The sequence below is a fragment of the Maribacter ulvicola genome (assembly GCF_900155985.1).
GTDB lineage: Bacteria > Bacteroidota > Bacteroidia > Flavobacteriales > Flavobacteriaceae > Maribacter > Maribacter ulvicola.
Genome location: NZ_FTMA01000003.1, coordinates 88895 through 111846, shown reverse-complemented (window position 1 = coordinate 111846; position 22952 = coordinate 88895). Strand labels below are relative to the sequence as shown.

The 22952-nt window shown below is 34.5% G+C and carries 21 protein-coding genes; 14 read left to right on the top strand and 7 right to left on the bottom strand.

Going from position 1 to position 22952, the window contains the following annotated elements; all coding sequences use genetic code 11:
• The first annotated feature begins 250 nt into the window (after positions 1 to 250).
• Complete coding sequence (locus BW936_RS11295; protein ID WP_076548510.1) at positions 251 to 619, top strand: DUF4870 domain-containing protein; 369 nt, start codon at positions 251 to 253, stop codon at positions 617 to 619.
• A gap of 71 nt (positions 620 to 690) precedes the next feature.
• On the opposite strand, the gene dnaN is transcribed toward BW936_RS11295, so the two are convergent.
• Positions 691 to 1809, bottom strand: a complete 1119-nt coding sequence (gene dnaN, locus BW936_RS11290) for a DNA polymerase III subunit beta (protein WP_076548509.1) — start codon at positions 1807 to 1809, stop codon at positions 691 to 693.
• A 278-nt stretch (positions 1810 to 2087) separates the two neighbouring features.
• A complete protein-coding gene (locus BW936_RS11285) occupies positions 2088 to 2918 on the bottom strand; it encodes an SAM hydrolase/SAM-dependent halogenase family protein (RefSeq protein ID WP_076548508.1) in 831 nt (276 codons plus the stop codon).
• A gap of 130 nt (positions 2919 to 3048) precedes the next feature.
• Between BW936_RS11285 and BW936_RS11280 the strand changes: the two genes are divergently transcribed.
• On the top strand, positions 3049 to 4002 hold the full coding sequence (locus tag BW936_RS11280) for a PhoH family protein (protein WP_076548507.1): 954 nt from the start codon (positions 3049 to 3051) through the stop codon (positions 4000 to 4002).
• 8 nt (positions 4003 to 4010) lie between these two features.
• Positions 4011 to 4967 carry a phosphoribosylaminoimidazolesuccinocarboxamide synthase gene (locus tag BW936_RS11275; RefSeq protein ID WP_076548506.1) on the top strand — a complete coding sequence of 319 codons (957 nt, stop codon included), beginning with the start codon at positions 4011 to 4013 and terminating at the stop codon, positions 4965 to 4967.
• Positions 4968 to 4969: 2 nt separating this feature from the next.
• On the opposite strand, the gene BW936_RS11270 is transcribed toward BW936_RS11275, so the two are convergent.
• The 3 genes from BW936_RS11270 to BW936_RS11260 all read right to left on the bottom strand — a co-directional run bounded on the left by BW936_RS11270 (position 4970) and on the right by BW936_RS11260 (position 9058).
• Positions 4970 to 5626, bottom strand: coding sequence for a 3'-5' exonuclease (locus BW936_RS11270; protein ID WP_076548505.1), 657 nt, complete (start codon positions 5624 to 5626; stop codon positions 4970 to 4972).
• Positions 5626 to 7545, bottom strand: a complete 1920-nt coding sequence (locus tag BW936_RS11265) for a DUF294 nucleotidyltransferase-like domain-containing protein (RefSeq protein ID WP_076548504.1) — start codon at positions 7543 to 7545, stop codon at positions 5626 to 5628. Before BW936_RS11265 ends, BW936_RS11270 begins: the two co-directional genes overlap by 1 nt.
• Positions 7546 to 7633: 88 nt before the next feature.
• Entirely contained in the window at positions 7634 to 9058 is a 1425-nt protein-coding gene (locus BW936_RS11260; protein ID WP_076548673.1) for an L-serine ammonia-lyase, read from the bottom strand.
• A 188-nt stretch (positions 9059 to 9246) separates the two neighbouring features.
• Here BW936_RS11260 and dnaK point away from each other — a divergent pair, with 188 nt between their 5' ends.
• Together dnaK and BW936_RS11250 are read left to right on the top strand one after the other, a co-directional pair.
• Entirely contained in the window at positions 9247 to 11145 is a 1899-nt protein-coding gene (dnaK, locus tag BW936_RS11255) for a molecular chaperone DnaK (protein ID WP_076548503.1), read from the top strand.
• A gap of 102 nt (positions 11146 to 11247) precedes the next feature.
• Positions 11248 to 12177, top strand: coding sequence for a hypothetical protein (locus tag BW936_RS11250; protein WP_076548502.1), 930 nt, complete (start codon positions 11248 to 11250; stop codon positions 12175 to 12177).
• Positions 12178 to 12180: 3 nt separating this feature from the next.
• Here the strand turns inward: BW936_RS11250 and BW936_RS11245 are convergent, their stop codons facing one another.
• Both BW936_RS11245 and BW936_RS11240 read right to left on the bottom strand, forming a co-directional pair.
• Positions 12181 to 12738 (bottom strand): GNAT family N-acetyltransferase, encoded by a 558-nt coding sequence (locus BW936_RS11245; RefSeq protein WP_076548501.1) that lies wholly within the window; start codon positions 12736 to 12738, stop codon positions 12181 to 12183.
• Positions 12735 to 13379 carry an alpha/beta hydrolase gene (locus tag BW936_RS11240; protein WP_076548500.1) on the bottom strand — a complete coding sequence of 215 codons (645 nt, stop codon included), beginning with the start codon at positions 13377 to 13379 and terminating at the stop codon, positions 12735 to 12737. Before BW936_RS11240 ends, BW936_RS11245 begins: the two co-directional genes overlap by 4 nt.
• A 64-nt stretch (positions 13380 to 13443) precedes the next feature.
• Between BW936_RS11240 and BW936_RS11235 the strand changes: the two genes are divergently transcribed.
• The 9 genes from BW936_RS11235 to BW936_RS11195 all read left to right on the top strand — a co-directional run bounded on the left by BW936_RS11235 (position 13444) and on the right by BW936_RS11195 (position 22950).
• A complete protein-coding gene (locus BW936_RS11235) occupies positions 13444 to 13866 on the top strand; it encodes a PaaI family thioesterase (protein ID WP_076548672.1) in 423 nt (140 codons plus the stop codon).
• Position 13867: 1 nt separating this feature from the next.
• Entirely contained in the window at positions 13868 to 14980 is a 1113-nt protein-coding gene (locus BW936_RS11230; RefSeq protein ID WP_076548499.1) for a chorismate-binding protein, read from the top strand.
• A gap of 49 nt (positions 14981 to 15029) precedes the next feature.
• Positions 15030 to 16781, top strand: a complete 1752-nt coding sequence (menD, locus tag BW936_RS11225; RefSeq protein ID WP_076548498.1) for a 2-succinyl-5-enolpyruvyl-6-hydroxy-3-cyclohexene-1-carboxylic-acid synthase — start codon at positions 15030 to 15032, stop codon at positions 16779 to 16781.
• A 34-nt stretch (positions 16782 to 16815) separates the two neighbouring features.
• Positions 16816 to 17160 carry a DUF2853 family protein gene (locus tag BW936_RS11220; protein ID WP_076548671.1) on the top strand — a complete coding sequence of 115 codons (345 nt, stop codon included), beginning with the start codon at positions 16816 to 16818 and terminating at the stop codon, positions 17158 to 17160.
• A 96-nt stretch (positions 17161 to 17256) separates the two neighbouring features.
• A complete protein-coding gene (locus tag BW936_RS11215) occupies positions 17257 to 18093 on the top strand; it encodes a CvfB family protein (protein WP_076548497.1) in 837 nt (278 codons plus the stop codon).
• A 172-nt stretch (positions 18094 to 18265) separates the two neighbouring features.
• Positions 18266 to 18874, top strand: a complete 609-nt coding sequence (locus BW936_RS11210; RefSeq protein ID WP_076548496.1) for an SPOR domain-containing protein — start codon at positions 18266 to 18268, stop codon at positions 18872 to 18874.
• A complete protein-coding gene (menA, locus tag BW936_RS11205) occupies positions 18874 to 19782 on the top strand; it encodes a 1,4-dihydroxy-2-naphthoate octaprenyltransferase (RefSeq protein ID WP_076548495.1) in 909 nt (302 codons plus the stop codon). Before BW936_RS11210 ends, menA begins: the two co-directional genes overlap by 1 nt.
• 32 nt (positions 19783 to 19814) lie before the next feature.
• Positions 19815 to 20576, top strand: a complete 762-nt coding sequence (locus BW936_RS11200) for a LytR/AlgR family response regulator transcription factor (protein ID WP_076548494.1) — start codon at positions 19815 to 19817, stop codon at positions 20574 to 20576.
• Between the two features lie 421 nt (positions 20577 to 20997).
• Entirely contained in the window at positions 20998 to 22950 is a 1953-nt protein-coding gene (locus BW936_RS11195) for a sensor histidine kinase (RefSeq protein ID WP_244156217.1), read from the top strand.
• The last annotated feature ends 2 nt before the right edge of the window (positions 22951 to 22952 follow it).

Sequence of the window (22952 nt, the reverse complement as noted above, 5' to 3'; positions counted from 1 at the left end):
TGTGTAATTTTTTTAAAAAACAAATTAATAAATTAAGGAGGAAGCTAGAAAAAGGAAGATGGAAAAGGTATCCTTTCTTCTTTTGAAGTTCAGAATAAGGAGGGTGGCACTGCTAGGAGTGAAATGAAGGTATTGAAGCAAAAGAAGAAATATACAACATTGGGTAGCAACGTATAATTTCTTCACTATTGTAACAAATAGAGGCTGTATGCGTCTTATAAATAGTATTCATCATTAAATCAATCAAAAAATGGAATTAGTAAATAAAAATGAAGTAGTTGTTCGTGAAGACCGAAATCTCTTGGTCATTACACATTTATCCCAATATTTAGATTTTGTAACAGGTTTCGGCGGACTTATAGTACCGTTAGTTATTTGGCTTACGACCAAAGATTCAGTTATTGGTATGCATGAGCATGGTAAATCTGTAATTAACTTTCAGTTGACCTTAATCTTATATTTGGTTATTGGTATACCTGGAATCTTGTTGTTTGGTCTAGGAATTTTATTGTTGGTTTTTGCCGGTATTTTGGCAGTAGTAATGCCTGCCGTGAATGCCATAAAAGCCAGTAACGGAGAATCACCTAGCTATTTTGGAACTATACGGTTTTTATCATAAACAGAGTTTTATAAAATGTAAAAAGGGTCAGTTATTAAACTGACCCTTTTTTTATCTATAAGATTTTAATTTTAGCTGTTAAGCATAACCGGCATCACCAGCATTGTTACAAATTCACCTTCATCTAAACCATCTGTTGGGGTAAGTATACCCGCACGGTTAGGTAGACTCATCTCTAAAGATACTTCATCAGAACCTAAATTGTTCAACATTTCAGTTAAGAATCTAGAGTTAAAACCAATTTGCATGTCATCACCTTTGTAAGAACACGTTAACCTTTCTTCAGCCTTGTTAGAGTAGTCTAAATCTTCTGCAGAAATATTCAATTCCGCACCTGCTATTTTTAAACGTATTTGGTGCGTAGTTTTATTAGAGAAAATAGAAACCCTTTTTACAGAACTTAAAAACTGATTTCTAGTTATTGTAAGTTGATTAGGATTCTCTTTTGGTATTACTGCTTCGTAATTAGGATATTTACCATCAATAAGTCTACAGATCAATTCAGTTTCTTCAAAGCTGAATTTTGCGTTACTTTCATTGTATTCAATAAGTACATCAGACTCGCTACCACCCAATATTCCTTTTAATAGTGTTAAAGGTTTTTTAGGCATAATAAATTCTGCTACTTGAGAAGCTCTTACGTCTGTACGTTGGTACTTTACCAGTTTATGGGCATCTGTAGCAACGAACGTTAAGTTCTCTGGAGAAAATTGAAAAAAGACACCGCTCATTACAGGTCTTAAATCATCGTTACCGGCAGCAAAAATTGTTTTATTGATTGCGGTGGCCAAAATGTCTCCTAGTAAAGTAGTTGAACTAGGGTTGCTTAATTCTACCGCTTTAGGGAATTCTGCACCATCGGCATAAGCTAAAGCATACTTGCCATGATTAGAACTAATTTCTACAGTATTATTATCTTCTACAACAAAAGTAAGTGGTTGCTCAGGGAAAGTTTTTAAAGTTTCTAAAAGCAATCTTGCCGGTACGGCAATAGTACCTTCATTATCAGAATCTACTTTTATTACTGAACTCATGGTAGTTTCCAAATCGGAAGCCGATACGGTTAGTTTGTCCTTCTGCAAATCAAACAGAAAATTATCCAAGATCGGTAATGTGTTACTGTTGTTGATTACACCTCCTAATATTTGAAGTTGTTTTAGCAAATAGGTACTTGAAACTATAAATTTCATTCTTTATATTTTAATGATATTACTCTTGATTTTATCAAGAATAACAGGTTTTAACTCCTTATCGTTGACAGTTTTCGTTACCAACAAAGATATTTTAATTGCTCTTTTTAAGGAAACAAACTTATTAACAGTTTGTTATCGTTTAAGGTAGTGTATATTACTAGGTATTACTACATTAAGATGCAAAAAAATGTGTTTGGTCATTAGTTATTAACTTTTGATGTTTCTCTATTTTATAAAAATACACTTATGTTTTCATGAAATAGAGTTTACTAAGGTCATTCAAAATCTACCATAATGGTATCTCTGTAATCTAGCCCTAGTAAAGTAGAAGCTCCTCCTACCGTGGTGAGGTTACTTTTGTAAATGGCCAATTCTATATAGTCGGAAGAATTAAATATAGCTAGCAGATCTCCGGCACTTTTGCGTTGGTTTTTTTCTAAACTATAATCTATAAAATCATTATAAGCTTTATGGATCTTATTTATTTTATGATTGCGGGCAATAAGCGTGTATCCTCGATCTTTTCGGTAGGCATCGAATAAATTCTTACGGATATTGGTGATAACATTTCCATAGTTATCAATATAGATTACGCTGCCAATAATTTTTTTTCCGTCTTCTACTATTCTTGGTGCAAATTCCCTAAGGTCGTTAAGTTCAGTAAACGGCTTGCCAACAAGCTCTAGAGTACCACCGCGAGCAATATGGCATGCTACCTGTATAAAGACATTTAACACGGGAAATGAGTTTGCTATGGAATCCGGTAAATGAATCTCCATTACCTTTTCAGGCTTCATTTCAGAAGTAATTAGCCCAATAACACCGGTATTTGCACTAATAAAATAGTGCCCGTTCACCAGGGCTACAACATGCTTGTTGTCTGGTGTTTCCTCAGAGTCTACGCCAACAATATGTATTGTCCCTTTTGGGAAGCTTTTGTAAGAGTTAGAGAGGATATATGCGCATTCGTGAATGTTGAAAGGCATGATGTCATGCGAAATATCAACAATTTTGGCATCGGGCAATTCTGTATATATGGAGCCTTTTAATACAGCTACAAAGTGATCTTTTAATCCGAAATCTGTTGTGAGGGTGATGATTGCCATACAGCAATGTTGATATGTTTTTGGTTAGTCAAACTTAAAATTTGCTTAAATTTGATATACAAAATTAAACAAAAAAATAGCGATTAGAAACTAATCTTCGCTAACTATATATCATTATAAAACTAACTGTTTGAACGAGATAATTCTAGAACTAACTGAAATTAGCCCGAGAGAGTTTTTTGGGCAGCAAAATGAACATATCGATTTATTGAAAAAGTATTTTCCTAAGCTGAAAATTGTTGCCCGTGGCAATAAGATCAAAGCCTTTGGAGATGAAGAACTTTTAGAGGAGTTTGAAAAACGGTTTAATTTATTGACCCAACATTTCCTTAAATATAATAAGTTAGATGAAAATAGCATTGAAAGGGTGTTGACGGGGTCTGAAGATGACGAACTGAAATCATCAAAGAATAGCGGGGAAACCCTAGTTCATGGTGTAAGCGGTAGGCTAATAAAAGCACAGACCGCTAACCAACGTCGTTTGGTCGATGCCTCTAAAAAGAACGATATGGTTTTTGCCATTGGTCCTGCCGGTACCGGAAAGACCTATACCGGGGTAGCACTTGCGGTAAAGGCATTGAAAGAAAAACAGGTCAAAAAAATTATTTTAACGAGACCTGCCGTGGAAGCGGGGGAGAACCTGGGATTTTTACCCGGCGATTTAAAAGAGAAGCTAGATCCTTACATGCAACCATTATATGATGCGCTTAGAGATATGATTCCTGCGGAAAAGTTGGTGCATTATATTGAAAATGGAACCATACAAATTGCCCCTATGGCATTCATGCGTGGTAGAACTTTAGATAATGCCTTTGTTATTTTAGATGAGGCACAAAATACCACCCATGCACAAATGAAAATGTTTTTGACCAGAATGGGTAGAAATGCCAGATTTCTTATTACTGGTGATCCAGGGCAAATAGATTTACCTAGAAGAACTATTTCGGGCTTAAAAGAAGCTTTGTTAATTTTGCAAAATGTTCCGGGTATAGAAGTTATTTACCTAGATGATAAAGACGTTATTCGTCATAAACTTGTGAAAAAAGTTATTGAAGCTTATAAAACTATAGAACACCACAATTAAAACTATACATGTCAAAGAATACTATTTACGAAACTGAATTTAATTTTCCAGGTCAAAAGAACGTCTATAAAGGCAAAGTAAGGTCTGTTTACACTTTAGATAACGATATGTTGGTCATGGTGGCTACAGATAGATTGTCTGCCTTTGATGTGGTAATGCCTAAAGGAATTCCCTATAAAGGTCAGATATTAAATCAGATTGCAACTCAAATGATGGCTTCTACTGAAGATATTGTTCCAAATTGGTTAACTGCTACACCAGATCCTAATGTGGCCATTGGCGCTGCGTGCGAGCCATTTAAAATTGAAATGGTCATACGTGGTTATTTATCTGGTCATGCGGCTAGAGAGTATACATTAGGTAAAAGAATACTTTGTGGCGTAGCAATGCCAGATGGTATGAAAGAAAATGACAAATTTCCTAGTCCAATAATAACTCCTGCAACGAAAGCAGAAATGGGTGACCATGATGAGGATATTTCTAAGGAGGATATCCTTAGTAAAGGAATTGTTACTGCAGAAGATTATGCTCTACTTGAAAAGTATACCTATGCACTTTTTCAAAGAGGTACAGAAATTGCTGCTGAAAGAGGATTGATTTTGGTAGATACAAAGTATGAATTCGGAAAAACCAAGGAAGGGGAAATAGTATTAATTGATGAGATACATACTCCAGATTCTTCCAGGTATTTTTATTCTGAAGGGTACCAGCAACGACAAGATGCCAACGAACCACAAAAACAACTTTCTAAGGAGTTTGTAAGACAGTGGTTAATTGCCAATGATTTTCAAGGTTTAGAAGGGCAAACAGTTCCTGAGATGTCTGATGAGTATATTGAATCTGTTTCTGAACGGTATATTGAACTGTACGAGCATATAACAGGAGAGCCATTTGTAAAAGCGGATACTACACACATTCATGATAGAATAAACAGAAATGTATTAAATTATTTAGAGAGTTTATAAAACTATCTAAGCAATGATTTAAGAGAGAAGTTTTTCTTTTCCTTTAAGCGAGAAATAATTTTTAAAAAGGCGACGGCTGTAATGTAGGCGTCGCCTAATGCCGTGTGTCTGTCTTTTTTTGAGATGGAGAATTTTTCTGCAAGTTCGTCTAAGGAATAATTTAGTTTTGGTTGTACTAAATAAGATTTAATGAGTGTTTTTTTATAAATGACACCAGTATCTAAAACTTTATTTTTTAGTTTGGGTAAATGATGTCTTTCTAAAGCGGTATTGAGCATACCTAGGTCAAAACCTGCATGATGGGCAACAATTACAGCGTTGCCTATATATTCCAGAAATTTTTGCATGGCTAAAAGTTCACTTACGCAATTTCTTCGACCGTTTTTTAATAAGCCGTGTACATGAACTGTTTCTTTATTAAATTTTTCCTGCTTTAAATAGATATCAAAAACATCTTGCACAAAGATGGTTTCTTTTTTGATTTTTACGGCACCAATAGAGAGTATTCGATCTTCTTTAAAGCTAAACCCTGTTGTTTCTGTATCTAGAACTACAAACGTTAGTTCGTCAATTTTTTTGTTTTGAGTGTCTTTGAAAAGGCTCTCGTATGTTTTCCAAAATTCTGGTAGATTTTTAGGTGTTTTTTTAAATAATCCCATTATCCTAGAATATTAGTCACCTTAAAACGAAGTGTTATCAGTTCTTGAATCTCCTTAATTGCTTTAAAGGTACGCTTCAATTTCATTTTTTCTTGCTTGCTTAACTGGTCTAATTGAATAAATCTTCCTGAATCATGATTAGCCAGGCCTTGTCGCGTTCTAAATTTCAATAATGCCTTAGTGGCATAAGAGCAGGCCAAATATAATTCTTGGTTATTGGGTTCAAGTTCTGCCAATTTTTCATATCGTTCCCATGTGTTACTAATTGCTTTAACAGCATGTGATAATATTAAAACCCGTGCGGCATCTATCAATGGCCTTAGTGCTCTGCTCTTTAGGTCAAAGGAATCTTTATGTTGTCCGTCTTGCTCTACTACAAATTGTCTGAAAAATCCAGTTGGTGAAGGACTCTGAAGTGCTCCATTGGCTAAATGCACCAAGAAAATTGGGTGTTTTTCAACAGTTCTAAATATATGGTCAGACATATTGTCCAATAAACTTCTATCGCCAAATGCTAAACTAAAATCAAAAAAAATGGAGGACATTAAAACTTCGTTGGGTCCGGGGTTACCGATCCAATATGATAATTTGCTCTTCCATTCCTGCAAACTTAAACACCATTTTGGGTTAGAGGCCATCATATCTGCTGGACAATATTCGTACCCTATAGTATTTAATCCTTTGGTAATATGTTTTGAAAGCTCTAGAAAATACGTGGTGGTTTTAGGTAGGTCTTCTTCTGGTACATCTTCAAAAACCAGGGCATTATCCTGGTCTGTATGCAATAGTTGTTCACTTCTACCTTGACTTCCCAAAGCCAGCCAAGCAAATTTAACGGGTGGGGCAGAATCCATTTTAGCAATAGAAATTTCTACTACCTGCTTAATACAGGTGTCATTCAATTCAGAAATAATCTTTGCAATTAATCCCAATGGTATATTTTGCTCTAAGTATCCGGATAAAAGTACCATCACACTTTTTCTGATCTGCTTTATTTTCTTAATGCGAGAGGTGCGTTTAATTGCTTTTACCAGTACGGCTGGGTTGTCACCCAAAGAAACCATAACATCATGCTTGGATAATATGCCTAATGCCGTTGAATTAGAGGTGCCGTCTTCGGTAATCACCAAATGACTTATATTACTCTTCATCATAGCCATTTGGGCCTGAGTAATCGTCAGGTTTTTAGGATAGGTGATAACGGGCGTAGTCATTATAGACTTAACTGATGCTGTTATGGGTTGCTCACCTGAAATTACTTTGTTTCTAAAATCTTTATCGGTTATTACGCCTACGGGTAAGTCCTTGCTAGTGACCAATATGGATCCAATTTTCTTTTTGGACATGATATCAGCAGCTTTTTTAATGGAAGTTCTTGTAGAACAAGTTACCAGTTTTTTTGAATAACTGGCTAATTGTAAATCTGGGAGTACTTTTTCTTTGTTACTATTTTCTTCCTCTTCGTTGTCATAAAGTTTTCCTTTTTGATTTTTTGCATACGGATTCCTAGAGTTAGAAGCGAAACTCTCCATCAGGAAAATCGTTACCTGGTCATTCTGTTTTGCTATAGGTTTAAATATATTGATAGGGATTCCGTAAAGGATACACTCTTCATGAGCTCTAGCTTCAAGCTTATAATTTTCATTGGCAAAAAGCGGACGAAGTCCAAATATGTCACCCTCATCACAGTAGTCCAGAATGTTAGATGATGCAAGATTATTTAAGGTAACCGCACCTTTATGAACTAAATAAAAATAGGCATGTTGAGGTTCGTCTACGGTGAAAATGATACTGTTTTTTTCTTTGTAAACGATCAATACTTGTTCGGCCAACTCAAATAAAGAATTGCTGTCAAGAACATTAAATGGCGGGTAGTTTTTAATAAAATCGGCTACCCTTTCAGAAATCAGGTTTTTCATAAACTAAAGTTAGCGGAATAACCGCTGTAATAAAAAGACAGTCATAAATAGCATAACAAAGTAAAGCATGCTTTGTTTTGAATAAAAATTAACAATCACTCAAGAAAACACCAACTGCTAGTCCGCCTTCTGAGGTTTCTTTATATTTAGAGCTCATGTCTTTTGCAGTTTCCCACATGGTCTGTACTACCTTATCTAAAGGTACTTTAGCTGCTGATGGGTCGGATCCTAAAGCAAGTTCTGCAGCATTAATTGCTTTTATTGCTCCCATAGAATTGCGTTCAATACATGGTATTTGCACCAAACCGCCAATAGGATCGCAGGTGAGTCCTAAATGATGTTCCATGGCTATTTCTGCAGCCATAAGTACTTGCTCTGGTGTGCCGCCCAGTAGTTCTGTAAGGGCACCTGCGGCCATTGCGGATGACACCCCTATTTCTGCTTGGCAGCCGCCCATTGCGGCAGATATGGTGGCGCCTTTTTTAAAGATACTCCCAATTTCACCGGCAACTAATAGAAACTGTTTTATGTGCTCAAAATTACCCGCATGGTTTTCGATGACCATATAATACATTAAAACCGCAGGGATCACACCGGCACTACCATTTGTTGGTGCGGTAACAACGCGGCCTAAAGATGCATTTACTTCATTTACACTTAATGCAAAACAGCTAACCCATTGTAATATTTGTCTAAACTTTACTTCTGTCTGTCTAATGCTTTGCAACCATTCTTCAGGAGTGGAGTAGGGAAGACCGCTTTTTAGTTTATTATGCATTTCAAAAGCCCTGCGTTTAACATGTAGTCCGCCAGGTAAAGTACCTTCTGTGTGGCACCCGGTATACATGCATTCTAGCATGGTAGACCAAATACGTTTTAATTCATGGTCAATTGTTATTTCGTCTCGTAAGGACCTTTCATTTTGTAGTACTAGTTCAGAAATCTTGAGTTTTTCACTATTACAAAAATCCAGTAACTCAGTTCCTTTTTGAACCGGAAAGGGGAACTTGTTAAACATGTCAATTTTGCGTTTGGCATTTTTTCGTTCCTCGCTAATTACGAATCCGCCGCCTATAGAATAATAGGTCTTCGATATTTTTTTGCCAGATTTCAATGTAGCCTGAAACTTTAATCCGTTGGCGTGAAATGGAAGGAATTTTTTGTTGAATATGATATGTTTACTTGGATCAAAGGCTATGCTGTATGTGCCAGCTAAAAGTAACACATGTTCCTTTTTAATTTTAGCTATTAACGGATCTATTGTTTCAATAGGAATTAATTCTGGATCGGCACCCAATAGCCCTAGCATTACGGCATAGTCTGTGGCATGACCTTTACCCGTTAATGAAAGTGAACCGTATAAATGCACTTCAACCGCTTCAACTTTCTCAAGATTGTCTTTGGAATTTAATCTGGCCAACCACCGCTCTGCGGCTCGCCATGGACCAAGAGTGTGAGAGCTGGAAGGACCCACGCCAATTTTTAACATATCAAAAACACTTATACTCTCTATTTCCAAGTTGCTCTATATTTTATAGGCTAAGATACAATGTTTCGTAGACCTATTAACTATACCTAAATGGCATAATTAATATCAATGAATGACTATTGGTGACATCATGTCAGTTTTTCTGGCTTGGCATATTGTTTGTCATTTACAAACCGATTGTAAAATAAAGCACTTAATTTAAAACATATAAGATGAGTAAGATTATAGGTATAGATTTGGGTACTACCAATTCTTGTGTTTCTGTAATGGAAGGTAATGAGCCAGTAGTAATACCAAATGCAGAAGGTAAAAGAACAACCCCGTCTGTTATCGCTTTTGTAGAAGGTGGTGAAATTAAAGTTGGTGATCCAGCTAAAAGACAGGCAGTAACAAACCCTACTAAAACCATTTATTCTATTAAAAGGTTTATGGGTAACAAATATTCAGAGTCTAGTAAAGAAGCTGGAAGAGTACCTTACAAAGTAGTAAAAGGTGATAATGATACACCAAGAGTTGATATAGACGGACGTTTGTATTCTCCTCAAGAACTATCTGCTATGATTCTTCAGAAAATGAAGAAAACGGCAGAAGATTATTTAGGTCAAGAAGTATCTCGTGCCGTAATTACTGTACCTGCATATTTTAATGATGCACAAAGACAAGCTACGAAAGAAGCAGGTGAAATTGCCGGTTTAACTGTAGAACGTATTATCAACGAACCAACCGCAGCTTCTTTGGCTTACGGTATGGACAAAAAAGATACAGATCAGAAAATAGTTGTTTTTGACTTTGGTGGTGGTACACATGATGTATCTATCTTAGAGTTGGGAGATGGTGTTTTTGAAGTATTGTCTACAGATGGTGATACGCACTTAGGTGGTGATGATGTAGATCAAAAAATTATTGATTGGTTGGCTGAGGAGTTCAAGTCTGAAGAAGATATGGACCTTAGAAAAGATGCTATGGCGTTACAACGTTTACGTGAGGCAGCTGAGAAAGCAAAAATTGAATTGTCATCTTCTGCACAAACAGAAATCAATTTACCATATGTTACAGCTACGGCTTCAGGACCAAAGCACTTAGTGAGAACATTGACTAGATCTAAGTTTGAGCAATTAATTGCCGATTTGGTAAAAAGAACTATTGAGCCATGTGAGACTGCCTTGAAAGCAGCAGGACTTTCTAAGAGTGATATTGATGAGATTATTTTAGTAGGTGGTTCTACTAGAATACCTGCGGTACAAGAAGCTGTTGAGAAATTCTTTGGTAAGAAACCTTCTAAAGGAGTAAACCCAGATGAGGTTGTTGCAATTGGTGCGGCTATTCAAGGGGGTGTTTTAACAGGTGATGTTAAAGATGTATTGTTATTAGATGTTACTCCGCTTTCATTAGGTATTGAAACTATGGGGAGCGTAATGACTAAATTAATTGAGTCTAACACAACAATACCAACTAAAAAGTCTCAAGTATTCTCTACTGCTGCTGATAACCAACCATCGGTTGAAATTCATGTATTGCAAGGAGAAAGACCAATGGCAAGCGATAACAAAACAATTGGTAGATTCCATTTAGACGGTATTCCACCAGCAAAGAGAGGTACTCCTCAAATTGAAGTAACTTTTGATATTGATGCTAACGGTATTATTAAAGTATCTGCAACTGATAAGGCTACGAACAAAACTCAGGATATTCGTATTGAAGCTTCTTCTGGTTTAACTGAAGAAGAAATCAAGAAGATGAAAGCTGAGGCTGAAGCAAATGCTGAATCTGATAAAAAAGCGAAAGAAACTGCTGATAAGTTGAACGAAGCAGACGGAATGATTTTCCAAACGGAATCTCAACTTACTGAATTTGGTGATAAATTATCTGACGATAAGAAAAAACCAATTGAAGACGCTTTAGCAGAATTGAAAGCGGCATACGAAACTAAAGACTTGGCTGTGATTACACCAGCTTTAGATAAAATCAATGAAGCTTGGAAAGTTGCATCTGAAGAAATGTACAAAGCGCAAGCTGACGCTCAAGGTGCTCCTCAGGGAGAACCAACTGCTGATGGTGGTGCTGCTGAAGGTGATAACGTTGAAGACGTAGACTTCGAAGAAGTTAAATAATATAGCTATTAGTTATTATAGAAAAGGGACGGTATTTACCGTCCCTTTTTACATTTATGAAATATTCTTTTATGCCTATTTTTAATAAAGTAATTTTGTAGTATGATTAAGAAATCTCATATCATCTTTTTAACGGTTTTTATAATAACGTTCTCTACAGTAAAAAGTCAAGAAATTCAAATTTTCACCATTAAGGATTTTGACTTAAAAGGACATGTTAAAGTATGTTTAGTAAATACAAATTATGGTAAGGAAGAATATGATTTTAACAAGAGCGGCCTACTTACCAAGTCTGTCACTAGATATAATGAAGCTGATTATGATGTAGTTCATTACAAGTACGGCAAAGGCAAACTATTGGAAAAAAGAGCAGAGTCCTATAGAGACAATACATTTGATCCAAGTACGTCAATAGCCCATTTTTATGAGATAGACTCTACTGATAATTTAAAAATTAAAGAGCGTATATTTTCTTATGATAAGCAGTTTTTAGATCAATATATCTATGTTTATGATGAGTATGGAGATTTAATTAGTATTCAAAGAACCAATAATGACGGTATAGATATCACCCAAATTGAATATAAGAAATTTAAAGGTGAGAATACTGTTACCTATCTATTGAATGAGGTTCCTTTAAAATCTATACGTACATCCACCTTAAAACCTAAAAATAAACCGGCTCAAAGAATCATTTTGACTAAAGAATATTTAAAGGGAGAGGAGAGTGGTGCTTTTGAAGAAGTGTTTAATATGGAGGGTAAATTAATAGCACAACAAGAATTTGAATTTAATTCAGAATTGAAGAAATTTGAACCAACAACCCGTACCACTTACGAATATGATGAAAAAGGTGCTTTAATTGCCCAAACTGCGAAAAGAGGTGCTGGTATTATTAAGAAAGAATATATTTATCAATACGATAATTCTAAATTTGGTAATTGGATCAAGCAAATTGTAACGCCAGATAATACCTATACTACTAGAAAAATCACCTATTATCTATCAGATACAAAAGCTGTTGAGGAGTAAAGCTTATTGGTTGGTGGTTGACCATTCTTCTCGCAGAATGCCATAACAACACGTATTCCTTTTAAAGCCATCTAATAAGTACACATCTTTTCTAAGAATACCCTCTAAGGTGCACCCTAGTTTTTCTACAGCTTTTCTTGATCTTAAATTTCTTTCATCTACCCGGAATTCTACTTTTTCAAAATCTAAGGTTCTAAACGCATAGGCTAGCATTAATTGTTTCATTTGGGTATTTAACCCTGTACCTTGAAACTCACGCCCGATCCAGGTTGATCCAATATGTAAAACTCTATTTTTTCTGTTGATATGCATAAAACGGGTAGAACCTGCAAAAGCATCATGTTTTCTGTCATAAATGATAAAGGGCATACTGGTGCCTGCCGTTAATTGTTGTAGAGCTATTTCTACATAATTTTTTAAGCTATTTGGTGTTTCAATATCAGAAGGAGAGTATTGAGCCAATTTTTCCTGTGAAGCAATAGGAATCAGTTTTTTGTAATTGTCTATGGTGAGCGGACTTAATATTACCCGTTCGTTTTCTAAGATTGGTGTATTTATCATAGCGCCAATTGATTTATAATCTCCTTTTTTACTTCGTGTCCACCATCAAAAGAGATGTTATTAATACGTTTCCCAAAAAGTATTTTAAGTTTGTTATTCTCTTCTATCCATCTATCTGGTGTCAAGTATTCATCGTTGCGTCCAACCATTGATACAATTTCTGTTTCACTATTTAAGTGGTCGAAATCGGCAGTTTTTAACTCCTTAGGAATTCCTCCTGCATACAGTATCAATTTTGAACATTTTAATTTAGAATGTGCCAAATACCGTAGTGCTATAGAAACACCTTGAGAAAATCCAAAGAAAATAATTTTACAATTTAATGGGAGTTTTTCATTATCTAATACAGCATCTAAATAATTATAGAGGTTCTTGGTTTCTTGTGCTGTATTTTCTTTTGTTAACCAACTTGCGCCTACATGCTTATATTCATTTTTTAAATAGTATTTGGAAGGTGCTTGTGGGGCTATTATATAATTTTCCCTCTTAGGCAGTTCATTGAAATACTTTAAGAAGAATCTACTTAAGAATCCTATACCATGAAAAACAATCCAAACTTGTTTTGTATCGTTATTTAATTCATTTAAAGTTTCATAGGTGTTTGTACTTTTGTAGGTTACATTTTTTATTTGGTTTTTCATCAATAGGTCCTTTTTGTTATGCTTTTCTGTTGGTAATGTAATGCTTAATTTTACAAAAAAAAGGATGAACGATTACAAAGAAAAAATTCTAAAGATTTGTAACGAAACTTCTAAGAATACCTTAATGGAAACCTTGGATATTGAATATGTTGATGTTGGAGAAGATTTTTTATTGGCTAAGATGCCGGTTACTCCAAAAGTGCATCAGCCAGACGGGGTTTTGCATGGTGGGGCTACGGCTGCATTGGCAGAGAGTGTTGGTAGTGCTGCGTCTTATGTGTTTTTAGACGGTAACAAATATTTTGTTAGAGGCTTGGAGATTTCTGCTAATCACGTAAAAAGCGTAAAAGAAGGTTTTGTTTATGCAAGGGCTACCATTTTACACAAGGGTAGAACTACCCAATTATGGCAGATCAGGGTTACCAATGAGGATGATCAATTGGTTTCTCTTTGTAAGCTAACTACTATCGCATTACCTAAGAGTTAATATGGTACAAGAACTTTTTGATCGGGCTACAAAATGCTTTAAAGAGCAGTTACCGTTTGTAGTATACAGTAAGCCAAATGAAACTGAATTAGTAGGTGTTTTTCAGCACAACGATGCTGTACATAAGGTTAAGGATTTTACGGAAACAGGATTTGTTTTTGCTCCGTTCGATTTAAATTCAGATGCTATATTATTAAAGTTGGATGCCGTTGAAAAGGTGCGGTTGAATAGGTCTCTAGAGGTTGCCGTTCATGAAGATAACATGCCAAAATGTGATGCTATAGAGAAGGAAGGCTATATTAAATTAATTTCAAAAGCTATTGATCGTATTCATCAGGGTGATTTTAATAAAGTTGTATTGTCCAGGAAAATAGAAGTTGATTGCAAAGACGATAACTTTAAAGTGTTTCAGCGCATACTTTCAGTTTATAAACAAGCATTTTGTTACTTCTGGTACCATCCAAAAATAGGAACATGGATGGGTGCTACTCCAGAAATATTAGTAAAAAGTAATGGCGCTCAATTTACCACAATGTCTTTGGCGGGCACTCAGAATTCTGTAGATGACAATGAACCCATTTGGACAGCGAAAGAATTACATGAGCAACAGTTGGTTACTGATTACATTTTTGACACCTTAAAGGAGAAGGTTAATTCTCTAAATAGTTTAGAACGAGGGTCGGTAAAAGCAGGTAGGTTATGGCACCTTAGAACAGAGATGAAAGGTACATTCTCACCTAATAAATTTGGTGATGCTATAAAAGCATTACATCCAACCCCTGCGGTTTGTGGTAGTCCGTTAGAGAATGCAAAGCAATTTATTTTTGAAAATGAGAGGTATGAACGTACTTTTTATACCGGGTTTTTAGGAGAGCTGAACACAAAAACAGAATTATCTAGAAATAGAAACCGTCGTAATCAGGAAAATAGTGCTTATAGAAGCGTTGTAAGATCTTCGGAACTTTATGTAAATCTTCGCTGCATGCAAATGTTTCAAGGAAAAGCTGAGATATATGTAGGTGGTGGTATCACCAGTGATTCTATACCTGAAAAGGAATGGGAAGAAACCGTTTTAAAGAGTAGAACTATGTATCGTGTTCTAGGGTCTAAATAGATGGGCAACTTTTGGGTAATAACCAGCTTTGGTCGTATTTTTGAGCCACATGAAATACTCCGCTATACCCACTGCACAATCTATTGTTTTACATTGCCTGGCAAAGAATATTTCTAATATTGTAATATCGCCGGGATCAAGAAATGCCCCGTTGACCATAGCCTTTGCCGAGAATCCTTTTTTTACGTGTTATAGTATTGTTGATGAACGTTGTGCCGCTTTTTTTGCTCTAGGTATGGCGCAGCAATTACAAGAACCTGTTGTCATTTTATGTACATCTGGTAGTGCTCTTTTAAATTATTACCCTGCAGTTGCAGAGGCTTATTTTAGTAATATTCCACTACTGGTTATTTCTGCTGATAGACCGGTTTATAAATTGGGGATTGGGGATGGCCAAACTATTAATCAGCGGAATGTATTTGAAAACCATATTAGATATTCGGCCAATCTAAAGCAAGATGTTAGCCATGCTACGGCCAAGGTCTTACAATATAGACCAGAGTGGATTTCTGGTAGAGAGATAATCGATGTTCAACAAGAGGTTCAAAATTTTAATGATGGCGAGTTAAATCTTGCCTTGGAAATTGCCTTGACCACGAATACTCCTGTTCATATAAACATCCCTTTTGAAGAGCCTTTATATGAAACGCTGTCTGAACCCACAATATCTCCGCAGATTAGTGCTATTCCTTTTGAAATTGACCATGTTGTTAATTTAGGGAAATACAGGGAAATTTGGAAAACCTCTACTCGTAAATTGGTTTTGGTAGGGGTGAATATGCCAAATGTAATTACAGCTGCTTTATTAGAGAAACTAGCTCATGATCCAAGCGTTTTGGTGTTGACAGAAACAACCTCTAATATGCATCATCCTAATTTTTTCAATAGTATTGATTCTTTAATCGCGCCTATTGAAATGCATGCCGAAAAAGAATTGGAATTTGAAAAATTAAAACCAGAGGTGTTGATTACTTTTGGCGGACTCATAGTTTCAAAAAAAGTAAAAGCATTTTTAAGAGATCATGCACCAGAACACCATTGGCATGTAGACGGACAATTTGCTAACAATACCTTTTTTTGTTTAGAAGAGCATATAAAAGTTTCTGTCAATGACTTTTTCAGCGAAATGTATTCAGCAGAGGCTGTTTTAAAAAGTGATTATTATTCTCATTGGAATTTGGTAAAACGGAACTATGAGCATAAAAGGAGGCAATATTTACAAGAAATTCCGTTTTCAGATTTCTTGACCTTCCAGCATATTTTGGCAGCTGTGCCTAACAATTATATGTTGCAATTGGCTAATAGTTCTACCATTAGATATACGCAACTATTTAATGTTAACCCTACACTAAAAGTATTTTGTAATAGAGGTACAAGTGGTATAGACGGTAGCACATCTACCGCAATAGGGGCTTCTGTAGTAGGTAGTTCGCCTACACTTTTTATAACAGGAGATTTAAGCTTTTTTTATGATAGTAATGCGTTGTGGAATAACTACTTAAAGCCTAATTTTAGAATTATTGTCATTAATAATAATGGTGGAGGAATCTTTAGAATACTTCCGGGAAAAGAGAACTCTGATGTTTTTGAAACTTATTTTGAGACCAGACATTCTTTATCGGCAGAGCATCTTTGTGCCATGTACGGTCTCAATTATAGAACGGCAAGATCATCTGAAGAACTTGAAGAAGAATTACGTGATTTTTTCAAAGAAACGATGTGTCCGCAATTACTGGAAATTACTACACCTGCATTAAAAAACGATAAAATTTTGATTGATTATTTTCGTTTTATATCTTAGTGAGGTATTAACCATTAATTATAACACATTAAGTATGAGTAAAAGAGACGATTTAATCGAAAAATATGCTGCGGACATCAAAGATAAATTTGGTGAGAATGCAGATATGGATTTACTTAAAAAAGTAACTGTTGGTTTAGGACCTTCTATTTACAATATTGACGCTTCTAAAGTATCTGGTACGGACCAAAAGGAACTAGACACTGTAAAGAACAATTACTTGATCAAGAAGTTAGGTCTTGCTGATGATTCTAAACTTGATGATGCTATTGCCACTGTTTTGGAGAAGTATGGCTCTTCTAACAGAAATAAGCATAGAGCAGTGATTTATTACAAGCTATGTCAACATTTCAACAAAGCATCTGTTTATGATAAATAGTTAGTAGTCAAATAACTTTAAGACCGTTTCCTTTTTTTTGGTAACGGTCTTTTTTTTACGTTAAGATTTTAAATATTTTAAATGTAATTTTGCAACATGATAGAATTAGGACGTATTAACAACCTTGAAATTTTAAGAGACACTAGTGTAGGTCTTTTTTTAGGTGATGAAGAAGAAAATGATATTTTATTACCCAATAAATATGTGCCTACAGCGTATGAAATAGGCGAGAAGATCAAAGTTTTTTGTTATTTGGATTATGATGAAAGGCCTGTTGCAACAACCTTAGAACCAGACATAATGCTTGGTGAATTTAGATTGTTACAAGTGGCGGAAGTTAATGAGTTTGGTGCGTTTATGCAATGGGGTCTAGAAAAGCATCTATTGGTTCCTTTTAGAGAGCAACGTGTTAAAATGAAAGAAGGCCAGTGGTATGTGGTTCATTGTTACTTAGATGAACGCTCTGGTAGATTGGTTGCCTCTAATAAGCTTGATAAATTTTTAAGTAATGATACCGTAGATCTTAAAGAATGGGAGCAGGTAGATTTAGTAGTTACAAGACAAACCGATTTGGGTTGGGAGGTTATCGTAAACGAAAGACATAAAGGCCTGGTCTATTTTAATGAGGTATTTAAGCCAATTAATATTGGTGATGTTATACCTGGGTGTATTAAAACGATCAGAAAGGATAATAAATTAGATATTTCTTTACAACCTTTAGGCGCTAAAGTATTAGAACCTGCAGCAAAAAAAATATATGAAGTGCTTGTTGAAAGTGGCGGTTTTTTAGGATTACATGATAAATCTGCGCCAGAGGAAATTAGAGATGTATTTCAAATGAGCAAGAAGACGTTTAAGAAGGGGCTAGGGACTCTTTATAAGGATAGAAAAATAAAGATTGAATCTGATGGTATTTCACTAATAGATGATTAAATTTTTAAATTGTAAGATAATTCTTAAACATTTGATTATCAATTTAGTGTGTTTAAAATTTATATAGGTTAGTACATTATAATAGAATTTTATTTTTTTTTGTGAGAAATAAAAAGTTATTAAATTTTTTTGCCTTACATTTAGATTTTAAGTGTAAAAATTACCCCTGTATATGCCTTTTATAGAAGAAAGCGATTTATTGGAATTGCATAAAGATGTCGACAAAGCGCAAATTATAAATGAGCGTTTGATTGATCAGATAAAATTTAAGAATAAAGAATTAAAGAAAAGTAAGATTCAGCGAAATATCTTGGCTGGGATTACAGGTTTATTTCTAATAGGAGGGTTAGCTTTTACTTCTTTTACAGCGGGTTTGTCCAGTTCAGGTGGTTTTAATAGGAAATCATCTAAAGACTTGGTTTTAACATCTATTGATAGCGTAGATGCAATTAGAACACGTTTAGAGAATTTAAAAGAGCAGAATGAAGAGCTTAGTCTTGTAAAAGAATTTTACTTGGCAAAAGAGTTCTTGCAGAAAGAAAAAATATACTCGGTTCAGGTGAAATCATTTGTTGATAACAATGTAACCTTGGCATCAGAGGCACTTACCAACACTTTATTTGTTAAAACGAATCCTTTTTATTCCTACTCACTTGGTAATTTTGAGACACTGGAAGAAGCACAATCCTTTAGACAGCAATTGGTTGATATTGGATTTGGAGATGCTTTTGTAGCATCATATCAAGATGGTAAAAGAATTCAAATAGAAGATCCGTTTTAGTGACTAAAGTTAAAGCTTGGCTCAACGCAGCAAGACTTAGAACGCTTCCCTTATCAATTTCAGGTATACTTGTGGGAACTGGTATGGCAGCCTATCAAGGGATGACTAATGTCTATATTTTTATTTTGGCAATCTTGACTACCATAGGGTTGCAAGTAACCTCTAATTTTGCCAATGATTACGGTGATGGAGTCAAAGGTACCGATGGCGATGATAGGGTAGGGCCTAAAAGAGCCTTGCAAAGCGGGCTCTTGACTGCAGGGCAATTGAAATCAGGTATTTATTGGAGTATTCTTATAAATGTAATCCTCATAGTGTCGTTAATTGTAACTTCATTTGGGCTAAAAGATATGCTATATCCAATAGTTTTCTTGTTGTTAGGTGCATTCGCCATTTGGGCGGCAATTAAATATACGGTAGGTAAATCAGCTTACGGATATAACGGTTTAGGAGATGTATTTGTTTTTATCTTTTTTGGATTGGTAAGCGTTTTAGGTACGCTGTTCTTATACTTAAAAACAATAACATTCTTGGCAATTTTGCCAGCGGTTTCTGTAGGGCTTTTAAGCGTAGGGGTGCTTAATCTCAATAATATGAGGGACATAAAATCGGACGCAGCAGTGGGGAAGAATACTATAGTGGTAAAAATGGGATTGTTGAATGCTAAAAAATATCATTATATGTTACTTTTGCTATCAGCTATATGTTTGTTTTGCTTTTTATTTGCAACAAATGCATCAATGTTACGTTATGTATGTCTTATTGGCTATATACCCGTGTTTGTTCACTTAAGGAAAGTAGCCACTACCCATGATGCCGCCAAGCTAGACCCCGAGCTTAAAAAATTAGCGTTGAGTACCTTTTTTATAGCATTGCTGTTTTTTATTAGTTATTATAATTTTTTGTAATTTTGAGTATAACCCACAAACCTGTTTAAGTCTTGGAACAACCTATAAAAATTCTAATTGTTGAGGATAATGTAATTATTGCAGATGATATGCAATCTATGTTAGAGGAAATTGGATATGAAATAGTTGATAATGTGATCGTTTATGAACAGGCTGTTGAAGTTTTGAAAACACAACAGGTAGATTTAGTTCTTATAGATATCATTTTAGCTTCCGATAAAACAGGTATTGATTTGGGTAAACATATTAGAGAGAATTATGATATCCCATTCATTTTTGTAACCTCTAACTCTGACCGTGCAACGGTAGAAAATGCTAAAACAGTAAAGCCTAACGGTTACTTGGTTAAGCCTTTTGAGCAACAAGATTTGTATACCTCAATTGAAATTGCATTATCAAATTTTATATATGGTAAACAAAATGGAAAAAAAGTAGCTGCCAACGAAACCAATACTGAAAATGTTGCAATGTCCAACTCCATTTTAAAGGATTCTATCTTTGTTAAGAAACAACATTTGTATTATAGAATCCAATTTGGAGATATTCAATTTATAAAAGCGGATAATGTATATTTAGAAGTAAATACCATAGATAAAAAGTTTTTGGTCCGATCTCCGCTAAAAGACTATTTAGAGAAATTACCTCAAAACAAATTTTATAGGGCCCATAAATCTTATATTGTAAATGTTGATCATATAGATGCTATCAATTCTAAAGATATTATGATCAACAATACCTTAATTCCAATTTCTAAAGATTTTAAAGAATTTATTATCTCGGCAATGAATTCCTAAGCGATATAGAATATAAAAAAACACCTTTTAAAGGTGTTTTTTTATATGATCTAGTTTAGATGAACGGTATTTTTTTACCGTTAAAGAGTGTCTTTTTCTCGATGAATTACATGAAGTGAGTGTCTGAATTTGCTACACAACAATAATATGATGTTACACAACATTTAATGTTATGTAGTGCCACTAATTTATAATTTTGCGCTAATAGAAATTGTAACGATTTTGTGGCTTAGTGAGAACGGTAAAATCCTAAGAGCCGCTATTTTCAACAATTTAATGAAAAGTACATAGAACACGCTTTTTAGAGATTCTTGTTATTTAATGCTTGGATAATGATTACTCACAACAAAAATTTAGTAGAATCAGGTATGTTTTTTAAGTTTGATTTTACTTTTAATGAGATATGAAAAAACCATTTATTTTGAGATTATATTGCACTTTGATTTTAAGTGTATTTACGTGCCTTGTAATTGCGCAAGATAGTGTAGTAGCTCAAAATGAAGATTATTACAGACAATTTCAAGATTTGGAGAACGGTGAATTACGTTCTTTCTTCTTTTTTAATACTCCCAATCGTTATAATCAAAATTCTCCGTATGATTGGTTAGATACGGTAAAGGTGTATTTAAATAGTTCTGAGAAAACAAAAGATTCTGTTTCTATTAGAAATTATCAACTTATAGAATCTCAAATTTATTTTGATTTAGGAAACTATGAGAAAAGTTTAGCGATAGCAAGAAATCTTTATAATAACCTGCAGAATTTAGATGTAGAATCTAAGAGTACCATACTTAGAATTTTGGACAATAATTATGCAATGCTGGAATTGTATGATAAACAAATTGAAATTAGAAGGGTAAAACGTGAGTTGGGTTTGACCAATAATGTTGCTTTTTATGATATATACGCAAGTCTTGGTCAGTATAGAAAGGCAATGCGTGACTATATGACCGAAGAGAAAAAGGAGTTAAAAGATGACGATTACTATGGTCAGGCTATATACAATAATACAATAGGTAATTATCTAAGGTTGGATAAGTCCACCCCTACGGCCCTTAGTTACTTTAAGAAGGCAGAAGGATTAATTAAAGTTTTTTTAAGTGATGTTACCAATCAACAAACTGATAAAGAAATTGCCGATGGTAGAATTTTAAACGGATTGATTATTGGTAATATTGGTAAATGTCACGTGCAACTTGGAGAATATGAAAAAGCTATTCCGTTTTTAGAAGAGAGTAGAGAGGTAATTAAGAAATATAATAAAAGTAAGTTTTCATCAGATATTATCGAGAATACACTTGCCTTGGCTGAATGTTATTTAAAATTGGATAACTATGCAAAAGCTACAGATTATTTAAGTGATGATCTTAATCCTATAAAATCTGACAATATTTTAAAACGTAATAGAATTTATGCTGACTATTATTTTAAAACAGGAGACTTTAAGAACTCTACATTATATTTAAAAAAGAATATAAGAATTAGAGATTCTATTGATGCATTGGCATCTAATATTAAAAACCAACAATTGACTTCTGTTGTTACTCAAGATTTAGAGAATTCTAAAAAAACGATGGAGCAACAAAAAGCACAGTTAGAAGAATCTAGAAAAGACATTAAAGCTAGAGATGATAAGATTAGTTTGGTGTTCGTGTCCTTAATATTTACACTTATTGGTTTTGCTGGTCTGGTATATGCGTATTTAAAAAGTATTAAAAATCAACGTTTAATTGCCGAACAGAAATATATTATTGAAAATTCACTGGTTGAAAAAGACTCACTTTTAAAAGAAATTCACCATAGGGTTAAAAATAACTTACAAATGGTTTCTAGCTTATTAAGTTTACAAACCAAAAATACTCGAAGCAAGGCTGCAATTGCTGCATTGGAAGAAGGTAAAAGTAGGGTAAAAGCTATGGCGCTCATACACCAGAAATTATATCAAAATGACGATCTGTCCGTTATTGAAATGCAGGGATATATTGAAAGTTTAATTAATAGTATTCAATCTGTTTACAAAAAAGGAGGTCATAATATTAATATTACTATTGATGCCGAAGGTGTAGAATTGGATATTGATAGAGCTATTCCATTCGGACTTATATTAAATGAGTTGGTTTCTAATTCATTTAAATATGCATTTCCAAATGATGATAGCGATGGTAAAATATATATCCATTTACGCAAAATAGCAGATAAAGAAGGCTTCTTTGAGTATACGGATAATGGAATTGGTCTGCCAGAAGATTCAGAAGAACGAGCAAATTCTTCCATGGGTATTCGGTTAATGAGTAGATTGGCAAATCAGCTTCAGACTTCCTTGAATACCGATAGAACACAAAGCGGAGTTCGCTTTTGGTTTAATTTTAAATAAAC

Excerpts from the sequence above, each read along its gene's own strand:
- BW936_RS11295 (WP_076548510.1), top strand. The coding sequence starts at position 251 with ATGGAATTAGTAAATAAAAATGAAGTAGTTGTTCGTGAAGACCGAAAT.
- dnaN (WP_076548509.1), bottom strand. The coding sequence starts at position 1,809 with ATGAAATTTATAGTTTCAAGTACCTATTTGCTAAAACAACTTCAAATA.
- BW936_RS11285 (WP_076548508.1), bottom strand. The coding sequence starts at position 2,918 with ATGGCAATCATCACCCTCACAACAGATTTCGGATTAAAAGATCACTTT.
- BW936_RS11275 (WP_076548506.1), top strand. The coding sequence starts at position 4,011 with ATGTCAAAGAATACTATTTACGAAACTGAATTTAATTTTCCAGGTCAA.
- BW936_RS11270 (WP_076548505.1), bottom strand. The coding sequence starts at position 5,626 with ATGGGATTATTTAAAAAAACACCTAAAAATCTACCAGAATTTTGGAAA.
- BW936_RS11265 (WP_076548504.1), bottom strand. The coding sequence starts at position 7,545 with ATGAAAAACCTGATTTCTGAAAGGGTAGCCGATTTTATTAAAAACTAC.
- dnaK (WP_076548503.1), top strand. The coding sequence starts at position 9,247 with ATGAGTAAGATTATAGGTATAGATTTGGGTACTACCAATTCTTGTGTT.
- BW936_RS11250 (WP_076548502.1), top strand. The coding sequence starts at position 11,248 with ATGATTAAGAAATCTCATATCATCTTTTTAACGGTTTTTATAATAACG.
- BW936_RS11245 (WP_076548501.1), bottom strand. The coding sequence starts at position 12,738 with ATGATAAATACACCAATCTTAGAAAACGAACGGGTAATATTAAGTCCG.
- BW936_RS11240 (WP_076548500.1), bottom strand. The coding sequence starts at position 13,379 with ATGAAAAACCAAATAAAAAATGTAACCTACAAAAGTACAAACACCTAT.
- BW936_RS11235 (WP_076548672.1), top strand. The coding sequence starts at position 13,444 with ATGAACGATTACAAAGAAAAAATTCTAAAGATTTGTAACGAAACTTCT.
- BW936_RS11230 (WP_076548499.1), top strand. The coding sequence starts at position 13,868 with ATGGTACAAGAACTTTTTGATCGGGCTACAAAATGCTTTAAAGAGCAG.
- menD (WP_076548498.1), top strand. The coding sequence starts at position 15,030 with ATGAAATACTCCGCTATACCCACTGCACAATCTATTGTTTTACATTGC.
- BW936_RS11220 (WP_076548671.1), top strand. The coding sequence starts at position 16,816 with ATGAGTAAAAGAGACGATTTAATCGAAAAATATGCTGCGGACATCAAA.
- BW936_RS11215 (WP_076548497.1), top strand. The coding sequence starts at position 17,257 with ATGATAGAATTAGGACGTATTAACAACCTTGAAATTTTAAGAGACACT.
- BW936_RS11210 (WP_076548496.1), top strand. The coding sequence starts at position 18,266 with ATGCCTTTTATAGAAGAAAGCGATTTATTGGAATTGCATAAAGATGTC.